Origin of the sequence: Bacillus sp. ISL-55, from assembly GCF_018613155.1 — a bacterium.
Classification (GTDB): domain Bacteria; phylum Bacillota; class Bacilli; order Bacillales; family Cytobacillaceae; genus Mesobacillus.
Map to the genome: position 1 here is coordinate 1 of NZ_JAGGQU010000015.1, position 20,473 is coordinate 20,473.

At 44.3% G+C, this 20,473-nt stretch carries 18 protein-coding genes and 1 other annotated feature; of the genes, 2 read left to right on the forward strand and 16 right to left on the reverse strand.

The window, feature by feature from the left end:
- Positions 1-132 precede the first annotated feature (132 nt).
- From trxA to zapA, 11 genes are all read right to left on the reverse strand, one after another.
- The gene (trxA, locus tag J7E32_RS08810) at positions 133-447 is read right to left on the reverse strand and encodes a thioredoxin (RefSeq protein WP_041967575.1); all 315 of its coding nucleotides are present in this window, start codon (positions 445-447) and stop codon (positions 133-135) included.
- A gap of 173 nt (positions 448-620) precedes the next feature.
- Entirely contained in the window at positions 621-1,598 is a 978-nt protein-coding gene (locus tag J7E32_RS08815; protein WP_214906516.1) for an electron transfer flavoprotein subunit alpha/FixB family protein, read from the reverse strand.
- Positions 1,599-1,636: 38 nt separating this feature from the next.
- The gene (locus J7E32_RS08820; protein ID WP_041967573.1) at positions 1,637-2,410 is read right to left on the reverse strand and encodes an electron transfer flavoprotein subunit beta/FixA family protein; all 774 of its coding nucleotides are present in this window, start codon (positions 2,408-2,410) and stop codon (positions 1,637-1,639) included.
- Positions 2,411-2,498: 88 nt separating this feature from the next.
- Positions 2,499-3,272: an enoyl-CoA hydratase gene (locus J7E32_RS08825; protein WP_214906518.1), complete on the reverse strand. Its 774-nt coding sequence runs from the start codon at positions 3,270-3,272 to the stop codon at positions 2,499-2,501.
- Between the two features lie 128 nt (positions 3,273-3,400).
- Positions 3,401-4,003: a fatty acid metabolism transcriptional regulator FadR gene (locus tag J7E32_RS08830; protein ID WP_214906520.1), complete on the reverse strand. Its 603-nt coding sequence runs from the start codon at positions 4,001-4,003 to the stop codon at positions 3,401-3,403.
- 217 nt (positions 4,004-4,220) lie between these two features.
- Complete coding sequence (locus J7E32_RS08835; protein WP_214906522.1) at positions 4,221-5,924, reverse strand: long-chain-fatty-acid--CoA ligase; 1,704 nt, start codon at positions 5,922-5,924, stop codon at positions 4,221-4,223.
- A gap of 481 nt (positions 5,925-6,405) precedes the next feature.
- Positions 6,406-6,810: a DUF350 domain-containing protein gene (locus tag J7E32_RS08840; protein ID WP_102263806.1), complete on the reverse strand. Its 405-nt coding sequence runs from the start codon at positions 6,808-6,810 to the stop codon at positions 6,406-6,408.
- Positions 6,811-6,893: 83 nt separating this feature from the next.
- Positions 6,894-9,251, reverse strand: coding sequence for an endonuclease MutS2 (locus J7E32_RS08845; protein ID WP_214906525.1), 2,358 nt, complete (start codon positions 9,249-9,251; stop codon positions 6,894-6,896).
- Between the two features lie 65 nt (positions 9,252-9,316).
- Positions 9,317-11,038: a DNA polymerase/3'-5' exonuclease PolX gene (gene polX / locus J7E32_RS08850; protein ID WP_214906527.1), complete on the reverse strand. Its 1,722-nt coding sequence runs from the start codon at positions 11,036-11,038 to the stop codon at positions 9,317-9,319.
- Positions 11,039-11,277: 239 nt separating this feature from the next.
- Positions 11,278-11,820 (reverse strand): CvpA family protein, encoded by a 543-nt coding sequence (locus J7E32_RS08855; RefSeq protein ID WP_214906528.1) that lies wholly within the window; start codon positions 11,818-11,820, stop codon positions 11,278-11,280.
- 7 nt (positions 11,821-11,827) lie between these two features.
- Positions 11,828-12,091 (reverse strand): cell division protein ZapA, encoded by a 264-nt coding sequence (gene zapA / locus J7E32_RS08860; RefSeq protein WP_371931994.1) that lies wholly within the window; start codon positions 12,089-12,091, stop codon positions 11,828-11,830.
- A 139-nt stretch (positions 12,092-12,230) separates the two neighbouring features.
- Here zapA and rnhC point away from each other — a divergent pair, with 139 nt between their 5' ends.
- Positions 12,231-13,160, forward strand: a complete 930-nt coding sequence (gene rnhC / locus J7E32_RS08865; protein ID WP_214906529.1) for a ribonuclease HIII — start codon at positions 12,231-12,233, stop codon at positions 13,158-13,160.
- Between the two features lie 47 nt (positions 13,161-13,207).
- On the opposite strand, the gene pheT is transcribed toward rnhC, so the two are convergent.
- From pheT to J7E32_RS08880, 3 genes are all read right to left on the reverse strand, one after another.
- Positions 13,208-15,622, reverse strand: coding sequence for a phenylalanine--tRNA ligase subunit beta (gene pheT, locus J7E32_RS08870; protein ID WP_214906530.1), 2,415 nt, complete (start codon positions 15,620-15,622; stop codon positions 13,208-13,210).
- 19 nt (positions 15,623-15,641) lie between these two features.
- Positions 15,642-16,679, reverse strand: coding sequence for a phenylalanine--tRNA ligase subunit alpha (gene pheS, locus J7E32_RS08875; RefSeq protein ID WP_214906531.1), 1,038 nt, complete (start codon positions 16,677-16,679; stop codon positions 15,642-15,644).
- 56 nt (positions 16,680-16,735) lie between these two features.
- Positions 16,736-16,984 (reverse strand) — a binding site (T-box leader).
- Positions 16,985-17,045: 61 nt separating this feature from the next.
- On the reverse strand, positions 17,046-17,801 hold the full coding sequence (locus J7E32_RS08880; RefSeq protein WP_214906532.1) for a TrmH family RNA methyltransferase: 756 nt from the start codon (positions 17,799-17,801) through the stop codon (positions 17,046-17,048).
- Between the two features lie 123 nt (positions 17,802-17,924).
- Here J7E32_RS08880 and sspI point away from each other — a divergent pair, with 123 nt between their 5' ends.
- Complete coding sequence (gene sspI / locus J7E32_RS08885) at positions 17,925-18,140, forward strand: small acid-soluble spore protein SspI (protein WP_214906533.1); 216 nt, start codon at positions 17,925-17,927, stop codon at positions 18,138-18,140.
- Between the two features lie 304 nt (positions 18,141-18,444).
- Here sspI and J7E32_RS08890 read toward each other — a convergent pair whose 3' ends face one another.
- Both J7E32_RS08890 and J7E32_RS08895 read right to left on the reverse strand, forming a co-directional pair.
- Positions 18,445-19,530 carry a M42 family metallopeptidase gene (locus J7E32_RS08890; protein WP_214906535.1) on the reverse strand — a complete coding sequence of 362 codons (1,086 nt, stop codon included), beginning with the start codon at positions 19,528-19,530 and terminating at the stop codon, positions 18,445-18,447.
- 75 nt (positions 19,531-19,605) lie between these two features.
- Positions 19,606-20,097 carry a dUTP diphosphatase gene (locus J7E32_RS08895; protein WP_214906537.1) on the reverse strand — a complete coding sequence of 164 codons (492 nt, stop codon included), beginning with the start codon at positions 20,095-20,097 and terminating at the stop codon, positions 19,606-19,608.
- Positions 20,098-20,473: the final 376 nt, after the last annotated feature.

The following is a 20,473-nucleotide window of genomic DNA, read 5'->3' on the forward strand; positions in this document are numbered from 1 at the left end:
CTAAATGCACCCTTATGAGCACCGGCATGGCGACATAAAGGCCTGTTTACTATGGAACAAAACCACGGTATAAGTATGTTTTTAATAAAAAAATCCCGCCTTCCGAGAAAGGCGGGATTCTTTCATACATTCTTAGATATGCTGCTCTAGGCGGCCTGCAAGTGCTTCTTTTGGTTGGAAACCGACTACTTTGTCAACAGGTTGACCATCTTTAAGTACAAGTAGTGTCGGGATGCTCATGATGCCGTATTGTGCAGCAGTTTGCTGATTGTCGTCAACATCAAGCTTCACGATTTTCACTTTGTCGCCCATTTCTGAATCTAACTCTTCAAGCACAGGAGCGATCATCTTACAAGGTCCGCACCAAGGTGCCCAAAAGTCAACAAGCACTAAGCCTGATCCTGTTTCGTTAGCAAAAGTTGCGTCAGTAGCATGTGTAATAGCCATTTAAATGCCTCCTAAAAAAATCTGAATAATAACGTCAGTATATCATCGTTTACCAATTGATGCTATTTATCTGCTCTTGTTGTAATTTACCCTTTTTGCATGTGGATATTCCACGTAGAGACAAAAAACAGACGAGAGTGTCGTCTGTTTTTTAAAAAAACTCAAGTATATAATTAAGCGTTTACTTTAAGCTTCTTGAATTCTTCAGTAAGCATTGGAATAACTTCGAATAAATCTCCAACAATACCGTAATCTGCGACTTTAAAGATATTTGCTTCTGGATCTTTGTTAATCGCTACGATGACCTTGGAGTTGGACATGCCTGCAAGGTGCTGGATTGCTCCGGAAATACCGGCAGCGATATATAAGTCTGGAGTTACGACTTTACCTGTCTGGCCGATTTGCAATGAATAGTCACAGTAGTCAGCGTCACATGCGCCACGTGAAGCTCCTACAGCTCCGCCTAGAACATCAGCAAGTTCCTTAAGCGGCTCAAAGCCTTCTTCACTCTTTACACCGCGTCCGCCTGCTACAACAACTTTGGCTTCAGAAAGGTCTACACCTTCAGTTGCCTTACGGACAACATCCTTGATGATTGTTCTCAGGTCTTTAATTTCAGCTGAAACAGTGGAAACCTCTCCTGATTTACCTGCATCCTTTTCCAGTGGAGCAATGTTGTTTGGACGGATTGTCGCAAACACTAGTCCGTCGGTAACAATCTTCTTTTCGAAGGCTTTGCCAGAATAGATTGGACGAGTGAAAACAAGATTTCCGCCTGCTTCCTCAACCGCTACAGCATCAGAAATCAGGCCTGAACCCAGCTTGCTTGCGATTTTAGGAGCAAGGTCTTTTCCAAGTGATGTATGTCCAATAATGATACCTTCTGGATTTTCCTGTTCAATAACAGCCATCAAAGCTTGTGAAAAACCATCTGGTGTATATTGTGCAAGCTTGGCATCTTCAACTGCCACGACTTTGTCAGCACCATACTGGTATAGGTCGTTTCCTAATGAATTTACAGACTCCCCGATCAATACACCAACTACTTCTCCGCCCTCAGCAACTGTTTTTGCAGCTGCAATCGCTTCGAATGAAACGTTTCTAAGTTGTCCGTCACGTGCTTCTCCCAAAACTAATACTTTTCTCGCCATTTGATTTACCTCCTGCGTATTTATTCTTCCTATATGTCTTAAACGACTTTTGCTTCAGTATGAAGCAGGTTGACAAGTTCCTTGACCTGATCGGCTAGTTCGCCTTGAAGGACTTTTCCTGCCTCTTTTTGTGGAGGAAGATAAATTTCAATTGTTTTTGTCTTAGCTTCTACATCATCCTCATCAAGATCAAGATCATCAAGCTCAAGCTCATCAAGAGGCTTTTTCTTTGCTTTCATGATTCCTGGAAGAGATGGATAGCGAGGCTCATTCAGCCCTTGCTGTGCAGTTACAAGAACAGGAAGGCTTGTCTCAATGACTTCTGAATCCCCTTCTACGTCTCTAGTAATAGTAGCAGTCGTTCCATTGATTTCTAGTTTAGTAATTGTTGTTACATAAGGCATTCCAAGCTGTTCGGCAACACGAGGGCCTACCTGGCCTGATCCGCCATCGATTGCGACATTTCCGCCAAGGATCAGGTCTGCTTCCTTATCCTTAAGGTATTCCGCAAGGATTTTCGCAGTTGTGAACTGGTCACCGTCTTCAACGTCATCCTCGATATTGATCAACACAGCTTTGTCTGCTCCCATAGCCAAAGCAGTACGCAGCTGCTTTTCTGTTTCTTCATTGCCTACAGAAACAACCGTAACTTCGCCACCCTGAGCATCCCTCACCTGGATTGCTTCCTCAATCGCATATTCATCATAAGGATTGATGATGAATTCAGCGCCATCTTCATTGATCTTGCCGTTTGCAATCGTGATTTTTTCTTCTGTATCGAATGTCCTTTTCATTAGAACGTAGATATTCATTTGTTCCCCTCCTAAGTATTCAAACATTTTAGCTGTTCTAAAGATTAGAAATATTTATGATAAAAAAAATTGATGCTAAAAGGTTTGCTTATCTGCCTTTAAAATCCGGTGACCTTTTTTCCAGGAATGCCTTGATTCCCTCCTGCCCATCCTCTGACAGAAAGACATCGCCGAAAAGCTGGGCTTCTTCCTTAACTCCTTTGTAAAAGGAATCGTGCTTGGAATAGTTCAACAGTTTTATAGCCGCACCAATCGAAACTGGACTCTTTTTCGCAATTTTCCCAGCAATCTTGTATGCGTTTTCAAGCAACTGCTCTTCTGGATAAGCGTGGTTGGCCAATCCGTATTGAACTGCTTCCACACCTGTGATTGGGTCGCTCGTAAACAGCATCTCTGCAGCTCTTGCAACACCCACATAACGCGGAAGACGCTGGCTGCCTGCAAATCCTGGAACCAGTCCAAGCTGCAGTTCTGGCAATCCCAATTTTGCATTCTCAGCTACAAGGCGGAAGTGGCACGCCATTGCAAGTTCAAGTCCCCCGCCCAATGCCGCTCCATGGATGGCAGCGATAATAGGCTTTGGAAAATGCTCCATGCGTTCGAACAAGTCTTGACCGTACTCAGCAAGCTGAGCAAAATCTTCGCCTGTTTTGATTGTAGTGAATTCCTTGATATCCGCTCCTGCTGAGAAGAACCTGCCTTCACCATGAATTAAAATAACCCTGATTTCTTCATTCCCTTCGATTTCATCCAATACTCCTGAAATCTCTTTCAGCAGCCCGGATGCAAGGGCATTTGCCGGCGGACGTGCAATCGTGATTGTTGCGATCCTGTCCTCCGAAGACCATTTGAGATACTCCACATTTTCCCCTCCTTTTGCATGAAGGCAAATCTCGCATACAAATATAACACCTTTTAGCGAAATCCGCCTTTTAAGCGCCTTTTCCTATATCCAGGCAGATAAAGCAGCCGGAATACGGAGAGGCCAGTTTAAAGGACCGGTTTGGCACCATGGTATCCGCAGCCGTTGATCAGCAGCTGGTGTACCGCTTTTGCCAGGTCAGTAAGACTGTATTTCTGTTCATTCATGACCCATGAAGTCGCAGTTTCATCTACTGTACCAAAAATCATCTGCCTTGCAAGACGCAAATCCAGGGAGCTTGAAAACTCGCCATTCTCTATGCCTTCCAAAATGATTTTGTCGATCAGCATTAAGTAGCCCTTAAGCACCTCGTTGATTTTATGCCGGAGATCCTTATTTGACTGCCTTAGCTCCAGCTGGGTTACAATTGCAAGATGCCGGTCATCTGAAAGAATCTTGAAATGCGTTTCGACCAACATATATAATTTCTCTGTCGCTGTTTGTTTTCCTGCAATTTTTTCTTCAATACTTCCCACGAAGTAACCCATTTTCTCCTGGAACAGAGAAATCAGTATGTCTTCCTTATTCTTGAAATACAAATAAATGGTCCCATCAGCCACTCCAGCCTGCTTTGCTATTTTAGACACCTGCGCCTGGTGGTAGCCGTTTTCAGCGATAATGACCACTGCTGCGTCAATTATTTGCATATATTTCGGCTTGTTTTTCTTCATTTCTTTCACTCCCGCTCCAGGAAAAGCACAAGCATTAAATGCTACAGTGGCACACTCCCGTTTACGAATTTTTGTCTGCAATACTTTTTACTGAATGAATCGTCATTCATATTTTTATAATAGTATCCAAGCACATTTCTGTCAAGGAAATGTGTTTCATTCGGACAAGCCTTCTTTATCAAAAAGAAAGAGCCGATATTGAAAGCCGGCTTCTAAGTTAAGCGCGCTTCTGCTCGTCTTCCTGATTCTTTGCTTTTTCTTCATCAACTAATGCTCTTCTGAGGATTTTACCTACCGCGGTTTTAGGAAGTTCTTTCCTGAATTCAAATAATCTCGGCACCTTATATGCAGCAAGATGTTTGCGGCAATATTCATTCAGTTCTTCTTCTGTCGCTTGTGCACCCTCTTTGAGAACGATATATACCTTTACCGTTTCACCTCGATAAGGATCAGGTATTCCTGCTGCCACTACTTCCTGAACAGCTGGATGCTCATAGAGAACTTCTTCTATCTCACGCGGATAAATATTGAAGCCCCCGGCAATGATCATGTCTTTCTTCCGGTCGACAATATAGAAATATCCTTCCTCGTCCATATACCCAAGGTCTCCAGTCAGCAACCAGCCATCTTTAAGTGTTTGCTCTGTTTCTTCGGGCCTGTTCCAATATCCCTTCATTACCTGTGGCCCTTTGACTGCTATTTCTCCAACTTCTCCTGGAGGCAGCGGTTCACCGGTTTCCATTGATAGGACAACAGAATCAGTATCTGGCCAAGGTACACCAATGCTCCCTTTCACACGTTTTTTATCCCAAAGGAAATTCGCATGCGTCACTGGGGATGATTCAGTCAGCCCATACCCTTCAACAAGCTTCCCTCCAGTGATCTGTTCGAATTTCTCCTGTACCTCGACCGGCAGTGGAGCTGAACCGCTGATACAGGAATCAATTGACGATAGATCATATTTTTTCAGGTCGGGATGGTTCAACAGACCGATATAGATGGTAGGTGCTCCCGGAAACAGTGTAGGTTTCTGCTTCTGAATGGTCTTTAATGTAGTTTCAGGATCGAACTTCGGCAATAAGACCATCTTCGACCCTTGCATCACCGATAGAATCAGGACGGCAGTCATACCGTACACATGGAAAAACGGCAGGATTCCGAGGACTGTTTCTTCGCCCTCTTTGCATTTATACAGCCAGGCATTGCTCATCGCCGCATTCGCAATCAGGTTTTTATGAGTCAGCATGACCCCTTTCGGAAATCCTGTTGTTCCGCCAGTATATTGTAATAAGGCCAAGTCTTCTTCAAAATCATAATCGTATTCTTTAATTTTACCGGCAGGCTGTTTCATAATTTCAGTGAAAAGATGATTCTGGCCTTCATGCTTCACATTTACGATGATGCCATACTGTTTTTTCTGGATGAATGGATAGACAAGATTTTTAGGGAAAGGAAGATAGTCCTTGATAGCGGTTACAATTACATTCTCTAAATCCGTGTTTGCAATGACCTTGGAGACCCTTGGGAATAAAATATCGAGCGTGATGATTGCTTTCGCACCAGAATCCTTCATCTGGTATTCCAGCTCCCGTTCCATATACAGAGGGTTGGTTTGGACGACAATTCCCCCGGCCATCAGGATTGCATAGTAACTGATGATAGACTGAGGAGTGTTCGGCAGCATGATCGCAACCCTGTCCCCTTTTTCAATTCCCAGGTCTTGCAAATAGGCAGCCAGTTTTTTCGCATAGTTGTAGACTTGCTTATACGTCAGCTCTTTGCCCATGAAGTGAATGGCAATCTTTTCAGGGTACTTTTCAGCAGTATGCTTCAAATAGTCCTGGACCGTTGCCGCCTTTAGGTCCAGATGAGCAGGTATCTCTGGAGGATATTGCGACAGCCATGGCTTTTCAATTTCCATCTTGTTGCCCCCTTATTTAAAATTTTTTGAAAATTCTATCTCTCATTATAATATAATGGTCTTTTTATGACAATTAGAATAGTTTTTTGGAGGATTATAGGGACAAACTCCTATGTTAACCACCTGAGATTGAAACTTTATATCTTTTTGGCTCTGGTTAAATCCAATGTTGTATTAAAGCCCTGTTGATTGTAGTGGAAGGCGCGTAGACTCCTGCGGGATCAGCTGGACAGGTGAGACCCCGCAGACGCCGAAGGCGGTGAGGAGGCTCACCGCCAGCCCCGCGGAAAGCGAAGCGCCTGGAACGGAAATCAACAGCCGAATTTAAAAGAGCCAACTTTAAAAAACATAAAAAGCCGCCAAGTAGGCGGCTTTAAATCTTAAACAAAAAACATCATATAAACAATGCCGACTAGGAGGAATATTCCGCATAGAATCAGCAATATTTTAGCCAGTTTTTCCACTCTTTTAGATCCCCCTGTTAAATTCCTGCGCCGATGATATAAGAGAGGCCGATTGATATGACCATGGAGATCAGGCCTACTGCACGGTTGTCGTTTTCTATTTCTTTATCGATGTTGAATTTTGGTGTCAGGAATTCAAAAATAAAGTATCCAATCAAAAGCAAGACGAAACCGAAAACTCCCCAGCTGATCATCGTGAGCAGTGAATCATGCTGATTGATGGAATAGCGGAATATATTGGCTACACCGAAGATTTTCCCTCCGGTAGCCATCGCGACGGAAATATTCCCTTTTTTGATTTCTTCCCAGTTACGGTATTTTGTCACCAGTTCAAAAACAGCCAGAAATACGACGATACAGAGAATCGATACACTATAATAACCAGCTGTAACTATATATTCATTTTCCCAAAAATGATCCATATCCATTCTCCCTGAAAAGATTTTACCCCACTGCCTATTATAAAGTGTTGTGACGTGGTTTGCATTATTTTGCGTGCGTTACTCTACTTGAATTCTACTACAGTCACGCCTGTTCCGCCTTCACCTGCATCTCCGAATCTTATTTTTTTGACCGACCGATGGTTGCGAAGGTATTCCTGTACTCCCTGCCTCAATGCCCCGGTTCCTTTTCCGTGGATGATATTGACTCTTGGGTAGCCGGCAAGCAAGGCATCATCGATATATTTTTCCACTCTCATGAGGGCATCTTCGTAACGCTCTCCCCTGAGGTCAAGCTCCAATCCAACATGGAAGTCCTTGCCTTTCACTATGGCTAATGGTTTTGTTTCTACCGGCTTAGGAGAATTAATATATTCCATATCCGATTCTTTCACTTTCATCTTGAGAATGCCAATCTGTACTTGCCATTCTTTGGCGCTAACCCGTTCGACAAGATGTCCCTTTTGGTCAAAGGTCAGGACCTTGACTTCATCCCCAGGCTTGAATTCGTGTTGTGCAGGTTTCGCTTTGCCGCCGCTCTTTTTCACCTGGTTGAGCTCAGGAGTCGCTTCGCTCAGGCGTCTTCTGGCATCGATCAATTCATGCTCTTTGATCTCGGCACCTTTATCAAGTCGCAGCTTCCGAAGATCACGGATGATTACTTCCGCCTCTTCTTTCGCTTTTTCCAAGATTGAAGCAGCTTTTCCTTTTGCCTTTTCGGCCAGTTCTTCTTTTTTCTGATAATACTCTGCCATCTGCTTTTGCAAATCCTCATGCAGGTGTTCTGCATCTTTCAACAGCTGGTGTGCCTCTTCGCGGTCTCTCTCCGCTTGCTTACGGCTGGACTCAAGGGAGGCAATCATGTTTTCAACCTCATTGCTGTCCGCGCTGATATAGGATCTTGCTGTAGTAATGACAGATTCTTTCAATCCTAACCTCTTGGAAATTTCAAAAGCATTGCTTCGGCCTGGAACGCCTATCAATAGTTTGTAAGTCGGGCTCAATGTTTCCACGTCGAATTCTACGCTGGCATTGGTGACGCCTTCCCGATTATATCCATAGGCCTTCAGCTCAGGATAGTGGGTTGTCGCAATTACTCTTGCACCACGCTGGTACACTTCATCCAGTATCGAGATTGCCAGTGCTGCTCCTTCCTGAGGATCAGTGCCGGCACCAAGCTCATCAAATAGGACAAGGCTATTGTGGTCAACCTTTTCAAGGATTTCCACGATATTGACCATATGGGATGAAAAAGTACTCAAACTTTGCTCGATCGACTGTTCGTCACCGATATCGGCATAAACTGACCCAAAAACAGCCACTTCTGATCCGTCAAGAGCGGGTACCTGCAATCCTGCCTGGGCCATTAACGTACAAAGTCCTACTGTCTTCAAGGTAACAGTTTTCCCCCCGGTATTCGGACCGGTGATGACGATCGTCGTATAATCACTCCCTAAAGTGACACTGTTAGGAACAACTTCATCCATCGCGATCAATGGATGCCTTGCCTGAAAAAGATTGATCCGGCCTTCGTCATTGACGATTGGCTTTGAGCCCTTGATTTTACTTCCGTATCGGGCCTTCGCAAACATGAAATCAAGCTCTCCCATTATACTGACGATTTGCAATAGCTCATCATGATGGTCGGCGGTAAGTGCTGAAAGCTCTGAAAGGATTCTTTCGATTTCCTGCTGCTCTTTTACCCGGATACTCTGAAGTTCATTATTCAACTGGACAACAGATTGCGGCTCAATGAACAGAGTCTGCCCGGAAGAGCTTTGATCATGGATGATACCGCCATAATGCGAGCGATATTCCTGTTTTACAGGAATGACAAACCGATCGTTCCTGATGGTGATGATGGCATCCGAGAGCATTTTTGACGCGTTGGATGAGCGAATCATGCTTTCCAATTTTTCACGCACTCTTGCTTCCCGCGTGCGCATCTGCTGGCGAAGCGATCTTAGTGCTTCACTGGCACCATCAAGAACCTCACCGCCTTCATCAATCGCATTTCTGATCGATTCTTCCAAATTCGCAAGGACGACGATTCCCTCTGTATAGCTCAGTAAAATGGGAACCTCAGTAACTTCCTGCAAATCATCGACAAATCGCTTCATCTGTCTGCTGGCATGCACAGTGCTTGCCACTTGAACCAGTTCACTGGGACTGAGCATGCCTCCGATTTGCGCCCTTTTCACATGCGGCCTTATATCATGAATACCGCCTAACGGTACATTGCCTTTAAGTCTTAGAACCTTTGCTGCTTCATCTGTCTCTTCCTGTAAACGGGAAACTTCCGAAAAATCAACGGAAGGCATCAACGCAATGGCTTTTTCCCGTCCTAATGACGATGATGCGTGTTCAATCAACTGGTTCCTGATTTTATCAAATTCAAGTGTTTTCAAAACTCGCTGCTGCACAAAAATTTCCTCCTTCTTCTCTCAAACGAAGGTCTATTATTCGACTCCTTTAGGATCGAACCCCCTTACTGATTACGGCCATGCAGGAAATCCAGCAACCCGTTCAGATCCATTGCATTCAGGACGGATGATTCCTTGATCCAGCCCTTTCTGGCGGCTGTTACGCCTATATCCATATGCTCTAGTGTATCCACTTTATGCGCGTCTGTATTGATGACAAGCTTGACACCTTCATCCTGAGCTTTCCTTAAATACTCTGATGCCAGATCAAGTCTGTTCGGATTCGCATTCAGCTCGAGGGCTGTATTCGTTTCTTTTGCCAGCTTGATCAGCATATCGATATCAACCGAATATCCCGCCCGACGGCCGATCAGCCTGCCAGTGGGGTGGGCAATGATATCAACATGAGCATTTTCCAGAGCAGTCTTCAATCGATTCATGATTTTTTCGGCTGGCTGGGAGAAAGAAGAATGGATCGATGCAATGACCAAGTCGAGATCAGCAAGCAAATCATCTTCAAAATCCAATGTGCCATCCGGTAAAATATCCATTTCAATTCCTGTCAATATCGTGAAGTCATCAAATTTCTTGTTCAGTTCCTTCACTTCTTCCATTTGCTTACGCAGGCGTTCCGGCGTTAACCCGTTCGCTACCTTCAAATACTGGGAATGATCTGTGATGGCCATGTATTTGTAGCCTCTCGCGATACATTCCCTTGCCATTTCCTCGATTGAATGGCCGCCATCGCTCCACGTTGAATGCATATGAAGATCGCCTTTAATGGCCTCCAGAGTGACCAGTTTCAAATCCTTTTTATATAATTCGACTTCAGAGCCGTCTTCTCTTAACTCAGGCGGAATGAAAGGAAGGCCGAAATACTGGTAAAATTCCTCTTCCGATTTGAATGTGGTGACTTCACCTGATTCTACATTCTCTACACCGTATTCACTGATCTTTTCTCCTTTTTCCTTCGCAAGCTGCCGCATTCTGACATTGTGATCCTTTGAACCAGTGAAGTGATGGAGCGCAGTTGCGAATTCTTCAGGATCAACAAGGCGGAAGTCCACGTTCACATCATAATCGAGACCAAGTGTGACAGAAACCTTCGTTTCTCCCGCTGCGATAATCTCTTTTATGTTCGGCAGTTTGACCAGCTCGTCCTTCACCGCAGAAGGATTTTTTGAAGCAATGATAAAATCCAGATCCTTGATCGTCTCTCTCATCCTGCGCAAGCTTCCTGCTTTTGAAAATCGTTCGATTCCCTCTATCTTTTGAAGATATGATTCAATTAATTCTGCAACCGGAAGCATATAGGCGAGCGGAAGCCTCTCCGGCCTCGTTCCAAAGTTTTCAACCGCAACAAGAATCTTTTCTTCTGATTTTTTCCCAAAGCCTGCGAGGTCACGGATTTTCCCTGCCTTCGCAGCTTCCTCAAGGTCATGGATACTCTCCACACCCAGTTCTTTATACAGCTTGGCAATCTTTTTCCCGCCCATTCCGGGCAGTTGCAACAGTGGGATCAGCCCGCTTGGTACTTCTTCCTGTAATTCCTTAAGTTCTGTTGATTGCCCTGTTTCCATGAATTCCTGGATGACACCGGCTGTGCCCTTTCCAATTCCTTTTAGCTCTGTAAGCTCGCCCATTTCGGACATGCTGCGCTCATCCCCTTCAAGAGCTGCAGCTGCTTTGCGGAAAGCAGAGACCTTGAATGGGTTTTCACCTTTTAATTCCATATATATAGCGATCGTTTCAAGTAATTGTACGATATCTTTTTTATTAACAGACATAATGTCCACCTGCCTTTAAAATTCTCGACCGGATTAGCCGGACGCAGTCATTGTCTTCTATTTTATAGAAAACAAGCCCAGCTGTGAAATTAAATGAGTAAATAATATGATGATGAGTTGCAAATAGCCTGAATAAGTGCTGTGTTTATAGTATTGAGTGCTGCTGCTTTTCCAGTCTTACACTCGATAGAATCATGAAAAATTCTTAAAAAAGAAAAAACTTCTCCGCAACAGAGAAGTTATGCAGCCATGTATTCAATCCAAAGTTGTTTAACTTGCTGGGAAAATACTGGCGTATTTTTTATGATATTTTCGGCTAGAATTGAATCGTTCAATGGTCCCTGGATCGCCTGGATTGGCAGTAAAGCAGCAATATAGAGAACAATAAATAAAAGCAGGTAAACTTCAACAAAACCAAGGAACCCTCCTGCCCAAACGTTCAACTGCTTCAGGATTGGAAGGTGAGCCACAAAATCGAGCATCGAACCGATGATTTGCAGCAGGATTTTCACTGCGAAGAAGATGGCTGCAAATGCAATCGCCCGATAATATGCATCTTCTAAATTGGCATTCTCAAATAGAAGATTTAACGTAGCATTGCTGCCAAGATTCGGATATGGAATCCATAGAGTCAGCTTTGGAGCCAACTGGTCATAATATATGTACGCAACGATGAAGGCTGCGATGAATCCAGCCAAATGAATGGTTTGCAGGATGAACCCCCTCTTCAATCCTACAATGAAGCCAATAAGCAAAATAGCTAATACAGCAAGATCAAGCATGCATTTTTCAGTCCTTTAACCTTTTAATTTCCGCTTCGAGCGATTCAACACGATCTTTCATTTTTATGTAATCATTAACGGCATTTACAGCAGTTAATACAGCTAATTTACTAGTATCAAGTGAAGGATTCGCTGAGCCGATCTCACGCATTTTATCATCTACCATCGAGGCAATGAGCCGGATATGGCTGGTGCTTTCTGTGCCGACAATCGTATATTGCTGTCCGTATATATCGACAGTCGACTTATTTTTTTTTGTGTCTGACAACATTTATGCCCCCATTCATAAGAATCCTATTTTATACTATAACATGAACGTAAAAGGCTGGGAAGTATTTGCCTGTCAGATCTGTATGATTTTTGGAAGAATATGTCTAACTATGAAATTGTAAAACAGGGAGTGTAGAGCAATGGGAAATAGTGTCCTTCAGAAAAGTCCGGAAGAAGTCAAAAAGATGAAAGAGTATTACAGTAAGTATCTTATTGATAAGCTTCCGCCTGGCAGCGTTTTTGCCGCCAAAACACCTTCCTGTGCAATCACTGCTTATAAATCAGGAAAAGTACTGTTCCAGGGAAAAGAAGGAGAGACCGAGGCTGCCAGGTGGGGAACGGCTCTGGCATCTTCTGCTAAAAAAGCGGCTGCACCCATTCCAGGTTCTCACCTGCCAAAGAATATTGGCGAGATTTCCATCATTGGTTCAGATGAAGTGGGAACTGGCGATTATTTCGGCCCGATCACAGTCGTCGCAGCCTATGTCAGGCGGCAGGATATACCCATATTGAAGGAGCTCGGCGTCCAGGATTCAAAGAATCTCAAAGATGATAAAATCATCGAAATCGCCAAGCAGCTCGTAACCTTTTTGCCGCACAGCCTGTTGACACTGCATAATGAAAAGTACAACCAGATGCAAATGAAAGGCATGTCGCAGGGAAAGTTGAAAGCTCTGCTGCATAACCAGGCGATCCATCATGTACTTGAAAAAATCGCACCTGAAAAACCAGAAGCCATTTTGATCGATGAATTTGCAAAAGAGCAAATTTATTACTCCCATCTGAAGGGTCAAAAGAAGATTATCAGAGAAAACGTTCTGTTCAGCACAAAAGCAGAAGGAATTCATCTCGGAGTCGCGGCAGCGTCGATGATTGCCCGCTACGCATTTGTCCGTCACTTTGAAAATTTGAGCAAAAAAGCAGGATTCACGATTCCGAAAGGTGCCGGTGCAGCTGTGGATAAAGCAGCAGCAAGGCTGATCCTCGATAAAGGTATAGATGTATTGCCAGAATTCGTTAAGCTGCATTTTGCCAATACTGAAAAAGCGAAGAAGATTGCGAGAATATAAACAATCGAATCATGAGAAAAAGGCAGCCCGCGGGCTGCCTTTTTAAATTATCCTCTCAATACTGCTCCTGCTTTTTCTTCAAGAGCTGCAAGGACTTTATTATGTGCTTTGGCAATGTCTTCATCTGTCAGTGTTTTTTCCGGATCGAAGTATTTCAGTGAGAACGCAAGGGATTTCTTGCCTTCTTCCATTTTTTCACCTTCGTAAAGGTCAAAAACATTTACTTCTTTTAATAATGATCCACCAGCTTCAGTGATAATCTTCTCCAGATTGCCAGCAGCAGTTTCTTTGTCAACAACAAGGGCAATATCCCTTGTGATCGACGGGAAGCGCGGGATTGCTGTGTACTGAAGAGGTGCTGTTTCTGCTTCCAAAAGAGCTTTAAGCGACAATTCAAAAACATACGTTTCTTTCAGGTCGAGCGATTTCTGCATGGTTGGATGAACCTGGCCGAGGAAGCCGATGACATTGCCATTCATCAAAATTTCAGCCGTACGTCCAGGGTGCAAACCATCAAGCTCAGCCTTTACGAAACCTAACTGGCTTTCAAGTCCCAGCTTTGCAAATAACCCTTCAACGATACCTTTAAGAACGAAGAAGTCAACAGGCTTCTTCTCACCCTGCCAAGGATGGCTTTCCCACAGGCCAGTTACGGCTGCGGCAAGGTGTTCGCGTTCTTCAGGAAGATCTTCATTGCTGTTTTTCAGGAAGACGGCCCCAGTTTCATAAACAGCGAAACTCTCGGTCTGGCGAGCAATATTGTATTTCAATACTTCAAGCAGCTGAGGTACGATACTTAAGCGCAATAGGCTGCGGTCTTCGCTCATTGGCATTGCCAGTTCGACAGGCTCGCGCTTATCCAATGCGTACTGTGTAGCTTTCTCCGCGCTTGTAAGGGAATACGTGACTGCCTGATAAAGACCTGCACCTTCCATGTAACGGCGGACAACACGGCGCTTTTTCTGGTAGTCAGAAAGGTGTCCTGGTGTTGACTCTCCTATAGGAAGAGTTGTCGGCAGGTTGTCATAGCCATACAGGCGGCCGACTTCTTCAATCAAATCTTCTTCAATTGTGATGTCCCCGCGGCGAGTAGGTACGGTTACTGTGATTGTGTCATTATCAACAGCTGTTTCGAACTTCAGGCGGGCAAAAATGTCCTCAACCTGATTCATTTCAAGGTCTGTTCCCAGAACTTTATTGATTTTTCCGAGTGTAGTTGAAACAACAGCCGGCTTAACATCCAAAGCATCAGCTTCCGCTTCACCGCCAAGAACTTCTCCACCGGCAAGCTCAATCATCAATTCAGCCGCGCGTTCTGCAGCAGGGCGAACTCTTTCAGGGTCCACACCTTTTTCATAACGCGAGCTTGCTTCACTGCGCAATCCATGGTCCTTCGAAGCTTTGCGGATAACTCCACCTGTAAAATATGCCGACTCAAGCAGGACAGTTGTTGTATCGCTGCCAACCTCGGAATTTGCACCGCCCATTACGCCTGCAAGCGCAACCGGCTCTGTTCCGTTTGTGATGACTAGATGATCAGGTGTCAATGTGCGTTTCACATCATCAAGCGTTTCAATCACTTCGCCATCCTTCGCACGGCGGACAAGGATTTCTTTTGAGCCAAGCTTATCGTAGTCAAATGCGTGAAGCGGCTGTCCGTACTCCAATAAAATAAAGTTCGTGATATCAACTACGTTATTGTGAGGGCGGATGCCTGCAGCCATCAGTCTTGTTTGCAGCCAAACTGGTGATGGACCGACTTTTACATTCTTGATCACCTTTGCAACGTATAGAGGATTATCTTCTTTTGCCTCAACAGTTACGTTGATATAGTCACTAGCTTGCTCTGTTGATGTTTCAGGCTGTGGATTTGGCAGCTTGATGTCCTTGCCAAGAATCGCTCCAACCTCATACGCAACACCAAGCATGCTCATCGCATCTGCACGGTTTGGCGTCAAGCCAAGCTCAAGGATCTCGTCATCCCTGTTAAGGACCTCAAGTGCGTCCTGGCCGATTTCTGTGTCCGGAGTGAAATTGTAAATTCCCTCAGAATATTCCTTTGGTGCCAGTTTTCCTTCGATTCCAAGCTCCTGCAGCGAGCAGATCATCCCATGGGATTCTTCACCGCGAAGCTTTGCCTTTTTAATCTTGAAGTTTCCAGGAAGAACTGCTCCAACTGTCGCAACGGCAACCTTCTGTCCTTTTCCGACGTTTGGCGCGCCGCAGATGATTTGGACTGTCTCGCCGTTTCCAAGGTCCACAAGAGTTTTGTTCAGCTTCTCCGCATCCGGATGCTTTTCGCACTCAAGGACATGGCCGACAACTACGCCCTTCAAACCTTCATTCAATTTTTCTACGCCTTCTACCTCGATGCCGCTTTTGGTGATTTTTTCGGCAAGCTCTTCAGCAGATACGCCGTCCAAATCGATATATTCCTGCAGCCATTTATATGATACCAACATGGTTTTACCCTCCTAATCCTTATTCTTCGACTGAAAATTGCTTCAAGAAACGGACATCGTTTGTATAGAAATGACGGATGTCATCGACTCCATACTTGAGCATCGCGATACGCTCAGGTCCCATTCCGAATGCAAAACCAGTGTATTTCTTCGAATCATAGCCTGCCATTTCAAGAACATTCGGGTGTACCATCCCTGCACCAAGGATTTCAATCCAGCCTGTTCCTTTACATACGCTGCAGCCTGATCCGCCGCAGATTTTACAAGAAATATCCATTTCGACTGATGGCTCAGTGAACGGGAAGAAGCTTGGGCGCAGACGGATTTCACGGTCTTCGCCGAACATTTTCTTTGCAAAAACTTCAAGTGTTCCCTTCAGGTCACTCATTCTCACATTCTCATCAACGACAAGGCCTTCAATCTGCATGAACTGATGTGAGTGGGTTGCATCGTCATTATCACGGCGATACACCTTCCCAGGGCAGATGATTTTTACAGGACCCTTACCCTGGTGCTTTTCCATCGTCCTTGCCTGAACAGGTGATGTGTGTGTGCGCATCAATGTTTCTTCTGTGATGTAGAAGGAATCCTGCATATCACGAGCAGGGTGTCCCTTCGGAAGGTTTAATGCTTCAAAGTTATAGTAGTCTTTCTCGACTTCAGGGCCTTCCTCTACTGTGTAGCCCATGCCGATGAAAAGGTCTTCGATTTCTTCGATGATGCTTGTCAGTGGATGGTGGCTGCCTGTTTTAACAGGTCTTCCAGGAAGAGTCACGTCGATTTGCTCTGCTGCCAACTGCTTTTGGACCGCAGCTTCCTCAAGTTCCTTCTGCTTAACCTCGATCTGGCCTGAAATAGCATCGCGGACTTCATTTGCCAGGGCACCCATTTTTGGTCTTTCTTCAGCGGATAACTTGCCCATTCCTTTTAGTACTTCAGTGATTGGACCCTTTTTTCCAAGATAGGAAACGCGGACATCATTCAATTCCTTTAGATCAGCTGCTGCGGCTACTTTTTCAAGTGCCTCAGCCTGCAGTTCTTTTAAACGATCCTGCATTGGTAAATCCTCCTTCATATTCTTCATTTTTGAACACAAAAAGACCTCATCCCTGATAAAGGGACGAGGTCTAGGTTATCGCGGTACCACCCTTTTTAACAGGCAATACAGTTATGTATTACGTGTTCGCTTCATTGAGATAACGGCTTTGCGCCGATGCATCTTTACGCCTTTTTAAAAAGCGGTCCCGATGCCAACTCTGGAGGTGAACTTCGCTTGTCTGTTCCATAAAAATGCTTCCAGTCACCGGCATTTTCTCCCTGGATGGCCATCTTCAAGCTACTTTTCTCCATCATCGTTTTTGAAATATTATTTTTGCTGTTTATTATAGTATAATCTCGGCGCAGTATCAAATGGTTTTCGAGCCTATTTTGCTGTTTTTAAATAATATAGCAGAATACCTGCTGCGACGGCGACATTCAGTGATTCACTTTTGCCGTAAATCGGGATATAGAGGTTTTGATTTGTTTTTGCCAGAAACTCTTTATTTACACCGCTTCCTTCATTTCCGACGAGCAGGGCGAAGGCTTCCCCTTTTTCAGCTTCTGTAAAGACGACTCCCTTTTCAAGGGCAGTTCCATAAACCGGGATGTTCTCAGCTTGAAGCTTAGTGATCCACTCTGAAAGGTCAGCACTTAAAACCGGCATATGGAAATGACTTCCCTGCGCAGAGCGCAATACCTTAGGATTATAAATGTCGACACTGCCCTTCCCAATAATGACAGCATCAATCCCGGCAGCATCAGCTGTCCGAATCATCGTGCCGAGGTTGCCCGGGTCCTGGACCGAATCTATAAGCAAGTAGGTTTTTCCATTTGTTTCTGTGTTCTTCGGCTGTCGGCATACAGCAAAAATCCCCTGAGTCGTTTCGGTATCAGCAAGCTGCTTGCTGATTTCATCCGTTACAACCGTAACAGGAATCGAGCCGTAATCCAGGCCATGCGGCAATTCGGTTTTTTCGCTTAAAATGATTTCTTCTACATCTTCTTTTTTCGTGAGTGCTTCCTCAACTAAATGAAAGCCCTCGACAAGGAACATACCGGACTTGTCGCGTTCCTTTCGTGTCAGCAGCTTCTTCCATTGCTTTACTTGCGGATTTTTATCAGATTGAATGTACTTCAACTCTGGCTCTCCTTTAATATGGCTTGTCAATTTTACTATTATAGCTCAAAACAGATACATAATAAAACCAAAATTGTGAAACCTATAAACAGTAATGGAAATTTGAAAGGAGTTTGAGCAAGGATGAACCTTAACCTTAGAAATGCAGTTATTACAAATGTGGCAGGAAATTCACAGGATGAGTTGAAGGATACAATTGTAGATGCCATCCAAAATGGCGAGGAAAAAATGCTTCCTGGACTTGGAGTTTTGTTTGAAGTGATCTGGCAAAACGCATCTGCTGAAGAACAGCAGGAAATGCTCACCGCATTGGAAGAAGGATTGAAAGGGAAGCAATAGAATTGTAAGGACTCCTTCATATGAGGAGTTCTTTTTTTATAGAGTAAACATACCGTTTTCTATTTTATAGAAAAAGTAGAGATAAAGGTTATTTCCGTAGAGATTATGGTTAGTATCGTAGAGATTATGGCTGTTTTTGTAGAGATTATTATTAAATCCGTAGAGAATATGGTCATTTGTGTAGTTACTATCCTTAATTCCGTATTGATACCAGTCGAAAATGTAGTGATAAAAGAGAACTTTCGTTTATAGTCATAAAAAAAATTGCCCAGAAAACATTTTCTGGACAACTAAATCTCATTCTTTATTCAAAAGTAATCTTTTCAACTGTTTCTTTATCAAGACGCTTGATAACTTCGACGATCAGCTTCACTGCGTTCTCGTAGTCGTCACGGTGGAGCATCGCTGCGTGTGAGTGAATGTAGCGTGTCGCGATTGTGATGGACAACGCTGGTACACCGCGGTGTGTCAGGTGAATCGCACCAGAGTCAGTTCCGCCGCCTGCTACTGCATCAAACTGATATGGAATGTTCAATTCATCAGCCAGGTCTGTAACAAAGTCACGAAGTCCCTTGTGGGATACCATCGATGCATCATAGATGATGATCTGTGGTCCGTCACCCATTTTGCTAAGTGCTTCTTTTTCGGTAACGCCAGGAGTGTCTCCGGCAATCCCTACATCAACGCCGAAAGCGATATCAGGCTGGATCATTTGAGCGGAAGTTTTTGCTCCGCGAAGGCCAACTTCTTCCTGTACTGTTCCAACGCCGTACACAACGTTTGGATGTTCGGCATCTTTTAGCCCCTTAAGGACATCAATTGCAATTGCACAGCCGATGCGGTTATCCCATGCTTTGGCAAGAAGCATTTTCTCATTGTTCATAACAGTGAATTCGAAGTATGGAACTACCATGTCACCAGGAGTTACTCCCCATTCCTTCGCTTCGTCACGGCTTGAAGCACCGATATCAATGAACATATCCTTGATATCAACTGGCTTTTTGCGCGCTTCCGCTGGAAGGATGTGAGGCGGTTTAGAGCCGATGACCCCAGTGATTTCACCTTTGCGCGTAACGATTGTCACACGCTGTGCAAGCATGACCTGGCTCCACCAGCCGCCAACTGTCTGGAAGCGGATGAATCCTTTTTCATCAATGCTTGTTACCATGAAGCCAACCTCATCAAGATGGCCGGCTACCATGATTTTCGGTCCATTCTCATTGCCGACTTTCTTGGCAACCAGGCTGCCGAGGCCGTCAGTCGTTACTTCATCAGCGAATGGAGTTATGTATTTCTTCATTACTTCTCTAGGCTCACGCTCATTGCCGGGAATGCCTTTGGCATCGGTTAAATCTTTGAGCATTGTTAATGTTTCATCTAATTTCGCCATTATTTCGACTCCCTTAATATGTAGTTTCGAATCCTATTATACTAGACATGCGGGGTATTGTACAAAAAATTCTGCCTAATAGCCTTTTCGCTGCCTATCATAATTTACTTCATTTTTCTTAATATATGCCTGTTCGATTTGATCGTCATTCATACCAAGCAGCAGAGCAAGCTCCATGTAGTTTTCAAATAAATGAAGGTAATCATCTTTGCTCCGGCTGTTCCTGAATTTTTGTACGGACTCGTATATTGCGAGGAACTGATTGTTGATGTCGATTTCGGCGTTTTTATTTTGTGTGACCGACTCAAGATCTTCATATCCGCATTCAATACCCAGCGACAGGATAAAATGAACTCCATCCACAAACTCCTCGAGGATGACATCTTTTGCGGAGGATGGCTTCACACTCCAAAACTTGAAACACCTCGTCTCATTAGCAAGCTCACCGATTTCAACAAGCAGCGCAAGTACCTTCCTGTCAAAAAGATCTTCTTGCTCTAAATTATGCTGGGATTCAATATGGCCATCCAGCGCTTTTTGCATTTCAAAAAGTGTTTGTGTATTCATTGTTCAGCTCCATTTAGTCATTTAATCAATTAAAAGATATGGATACAGATAGCTTTCCTTCGTATCCTCCAATTCTGTCTTAATTCCGAAGTTTTCTTGACAGCTTTCCCTTGTTTCTCTCCAAACCTGTCACGATTCCGAGGTTTTCTTGACAGCTTTGCCTTGTTTCTCTCCAAACCTGTCACGATTCCGAGGTTTTCTTGACAGCTTTCCCTTGTTTCTCTCCAAACCTGTCACGATTCCGAGGTTTTCTTGACAGCTTTGCCTTGTTTCTCTCCAAACCTGTCACGATTCCGAGGTTTTCTTGACAGCTTTGCCTTGTTTCTCTCCAAACCTGTCACGATTCCGAGGTTTTCTTGACAGCTTTGCCTTGTTT

Excerpts from the sequence above, each read along its gene's own strand:
- pheS (WP_214906531.1), bottom strand. The coding sequence starts at position 16,679 with ATGCAGGATCGTTTAAAAGAACTGCAGGCTGAGGCACTTGAAAAAGTA.
- J7E32_RS08835 (WP_214906522.1), bottom strand. The coding sequence starts at position 5,924 with ATGGAAATTGAAAAGCCATGGCTGTCGCAATATCCTCCAGAGATACCT.
- pheT (WP_214906530.1), bottom strand. The coding sequence starts at position 15,622 with ATGTTGGTATCATATAAATGGCTGCAGGAATATATCGATTTGGACGGC.
- J7E32_RS08820 (WP_041967573.1), bottom strand. The coding sequence starts at position 2,410 with ATGAATATCTACGTTCTAATGAAAAGGACATTCGATACAGAAGAAAAA.
- J7E32_RS08815 (WP_214906516.1), bottom strand. The coding sequence starts at position 1,598 with ATGGCGAGAAAAGTATTAGTTTTGGGAGAAGCACGTGACGGACAACTT.
- rnhC (WP_214906529.1), top strand. The coding sequence starts at position 12,231 with ATGGGAAATAGTGTCCTTCAGAAAAGTCCGGAAGAAGTCAAAAAGATG.
- J7E32_RS08840 (WP_102263806.1), bottom strand. The coding sequence starts at position 6,810 with ATGGATCATTTTTGGGAAAATGAATATATAGTTACAGCTGGTTATTAT.
- J7E32_RS08855 (WP_214906528.1), bottom strand. The coding sequence starts at position 11,820 with ATGCTTGATCTTGCTGTATTAGCTATTTTGCTTATTGGCTTCATTGTA.
- polX (WP_214906527.1), bottom strand. The coding sequence starts at position 11,038 with ATGTCTGTTAATAAAAAAGATATCGTACAATTACTTGAAACGATCGCT.
- zapA (WP_371931994.1), bottom strand. The coding sequence starts at position 12,091 with ATGTTGTCAGACACAAAAAAAAATAAGTCGACTGTCGATATATACGGA.
- J7E32_RS08895 (WP_214906537.1), bottom strand. The coding sequence starts at position 20,097 with ATGAATACACAAACACTTTTTGAAATGCAAAAAGCGCTGGATGGCCAT.
- sspI (WP_214906533.1), top strand. The coding sequence starts at position 17,925 with ATGAACCTTAACCTTAGAAATGCAGTTATTACAAATGTGGCAGGAAAT.
- trxA (WP_041967575.1), bottom strand. The coding sequence starts at position 447 with ATGGCTATTACACATGCTACTGACGCAACTTTTGCTAACGAAACAGGA.
- J7E32_RS08890 (WP_214906535.1), bottom strand. The coding sequence starts at position 19,530 with ATGGCGAAATTAGATGAAACATTAACAATGCTCAAAGATTTAACCGAT.
- J7E32_RS08830 (WP_214906520.1), bottom strand. The coding sequence starts at position 4,003 with ATGAAGAAAAACAAGCCGAAATATATGCAAATAATTGACGCAGCAGTG.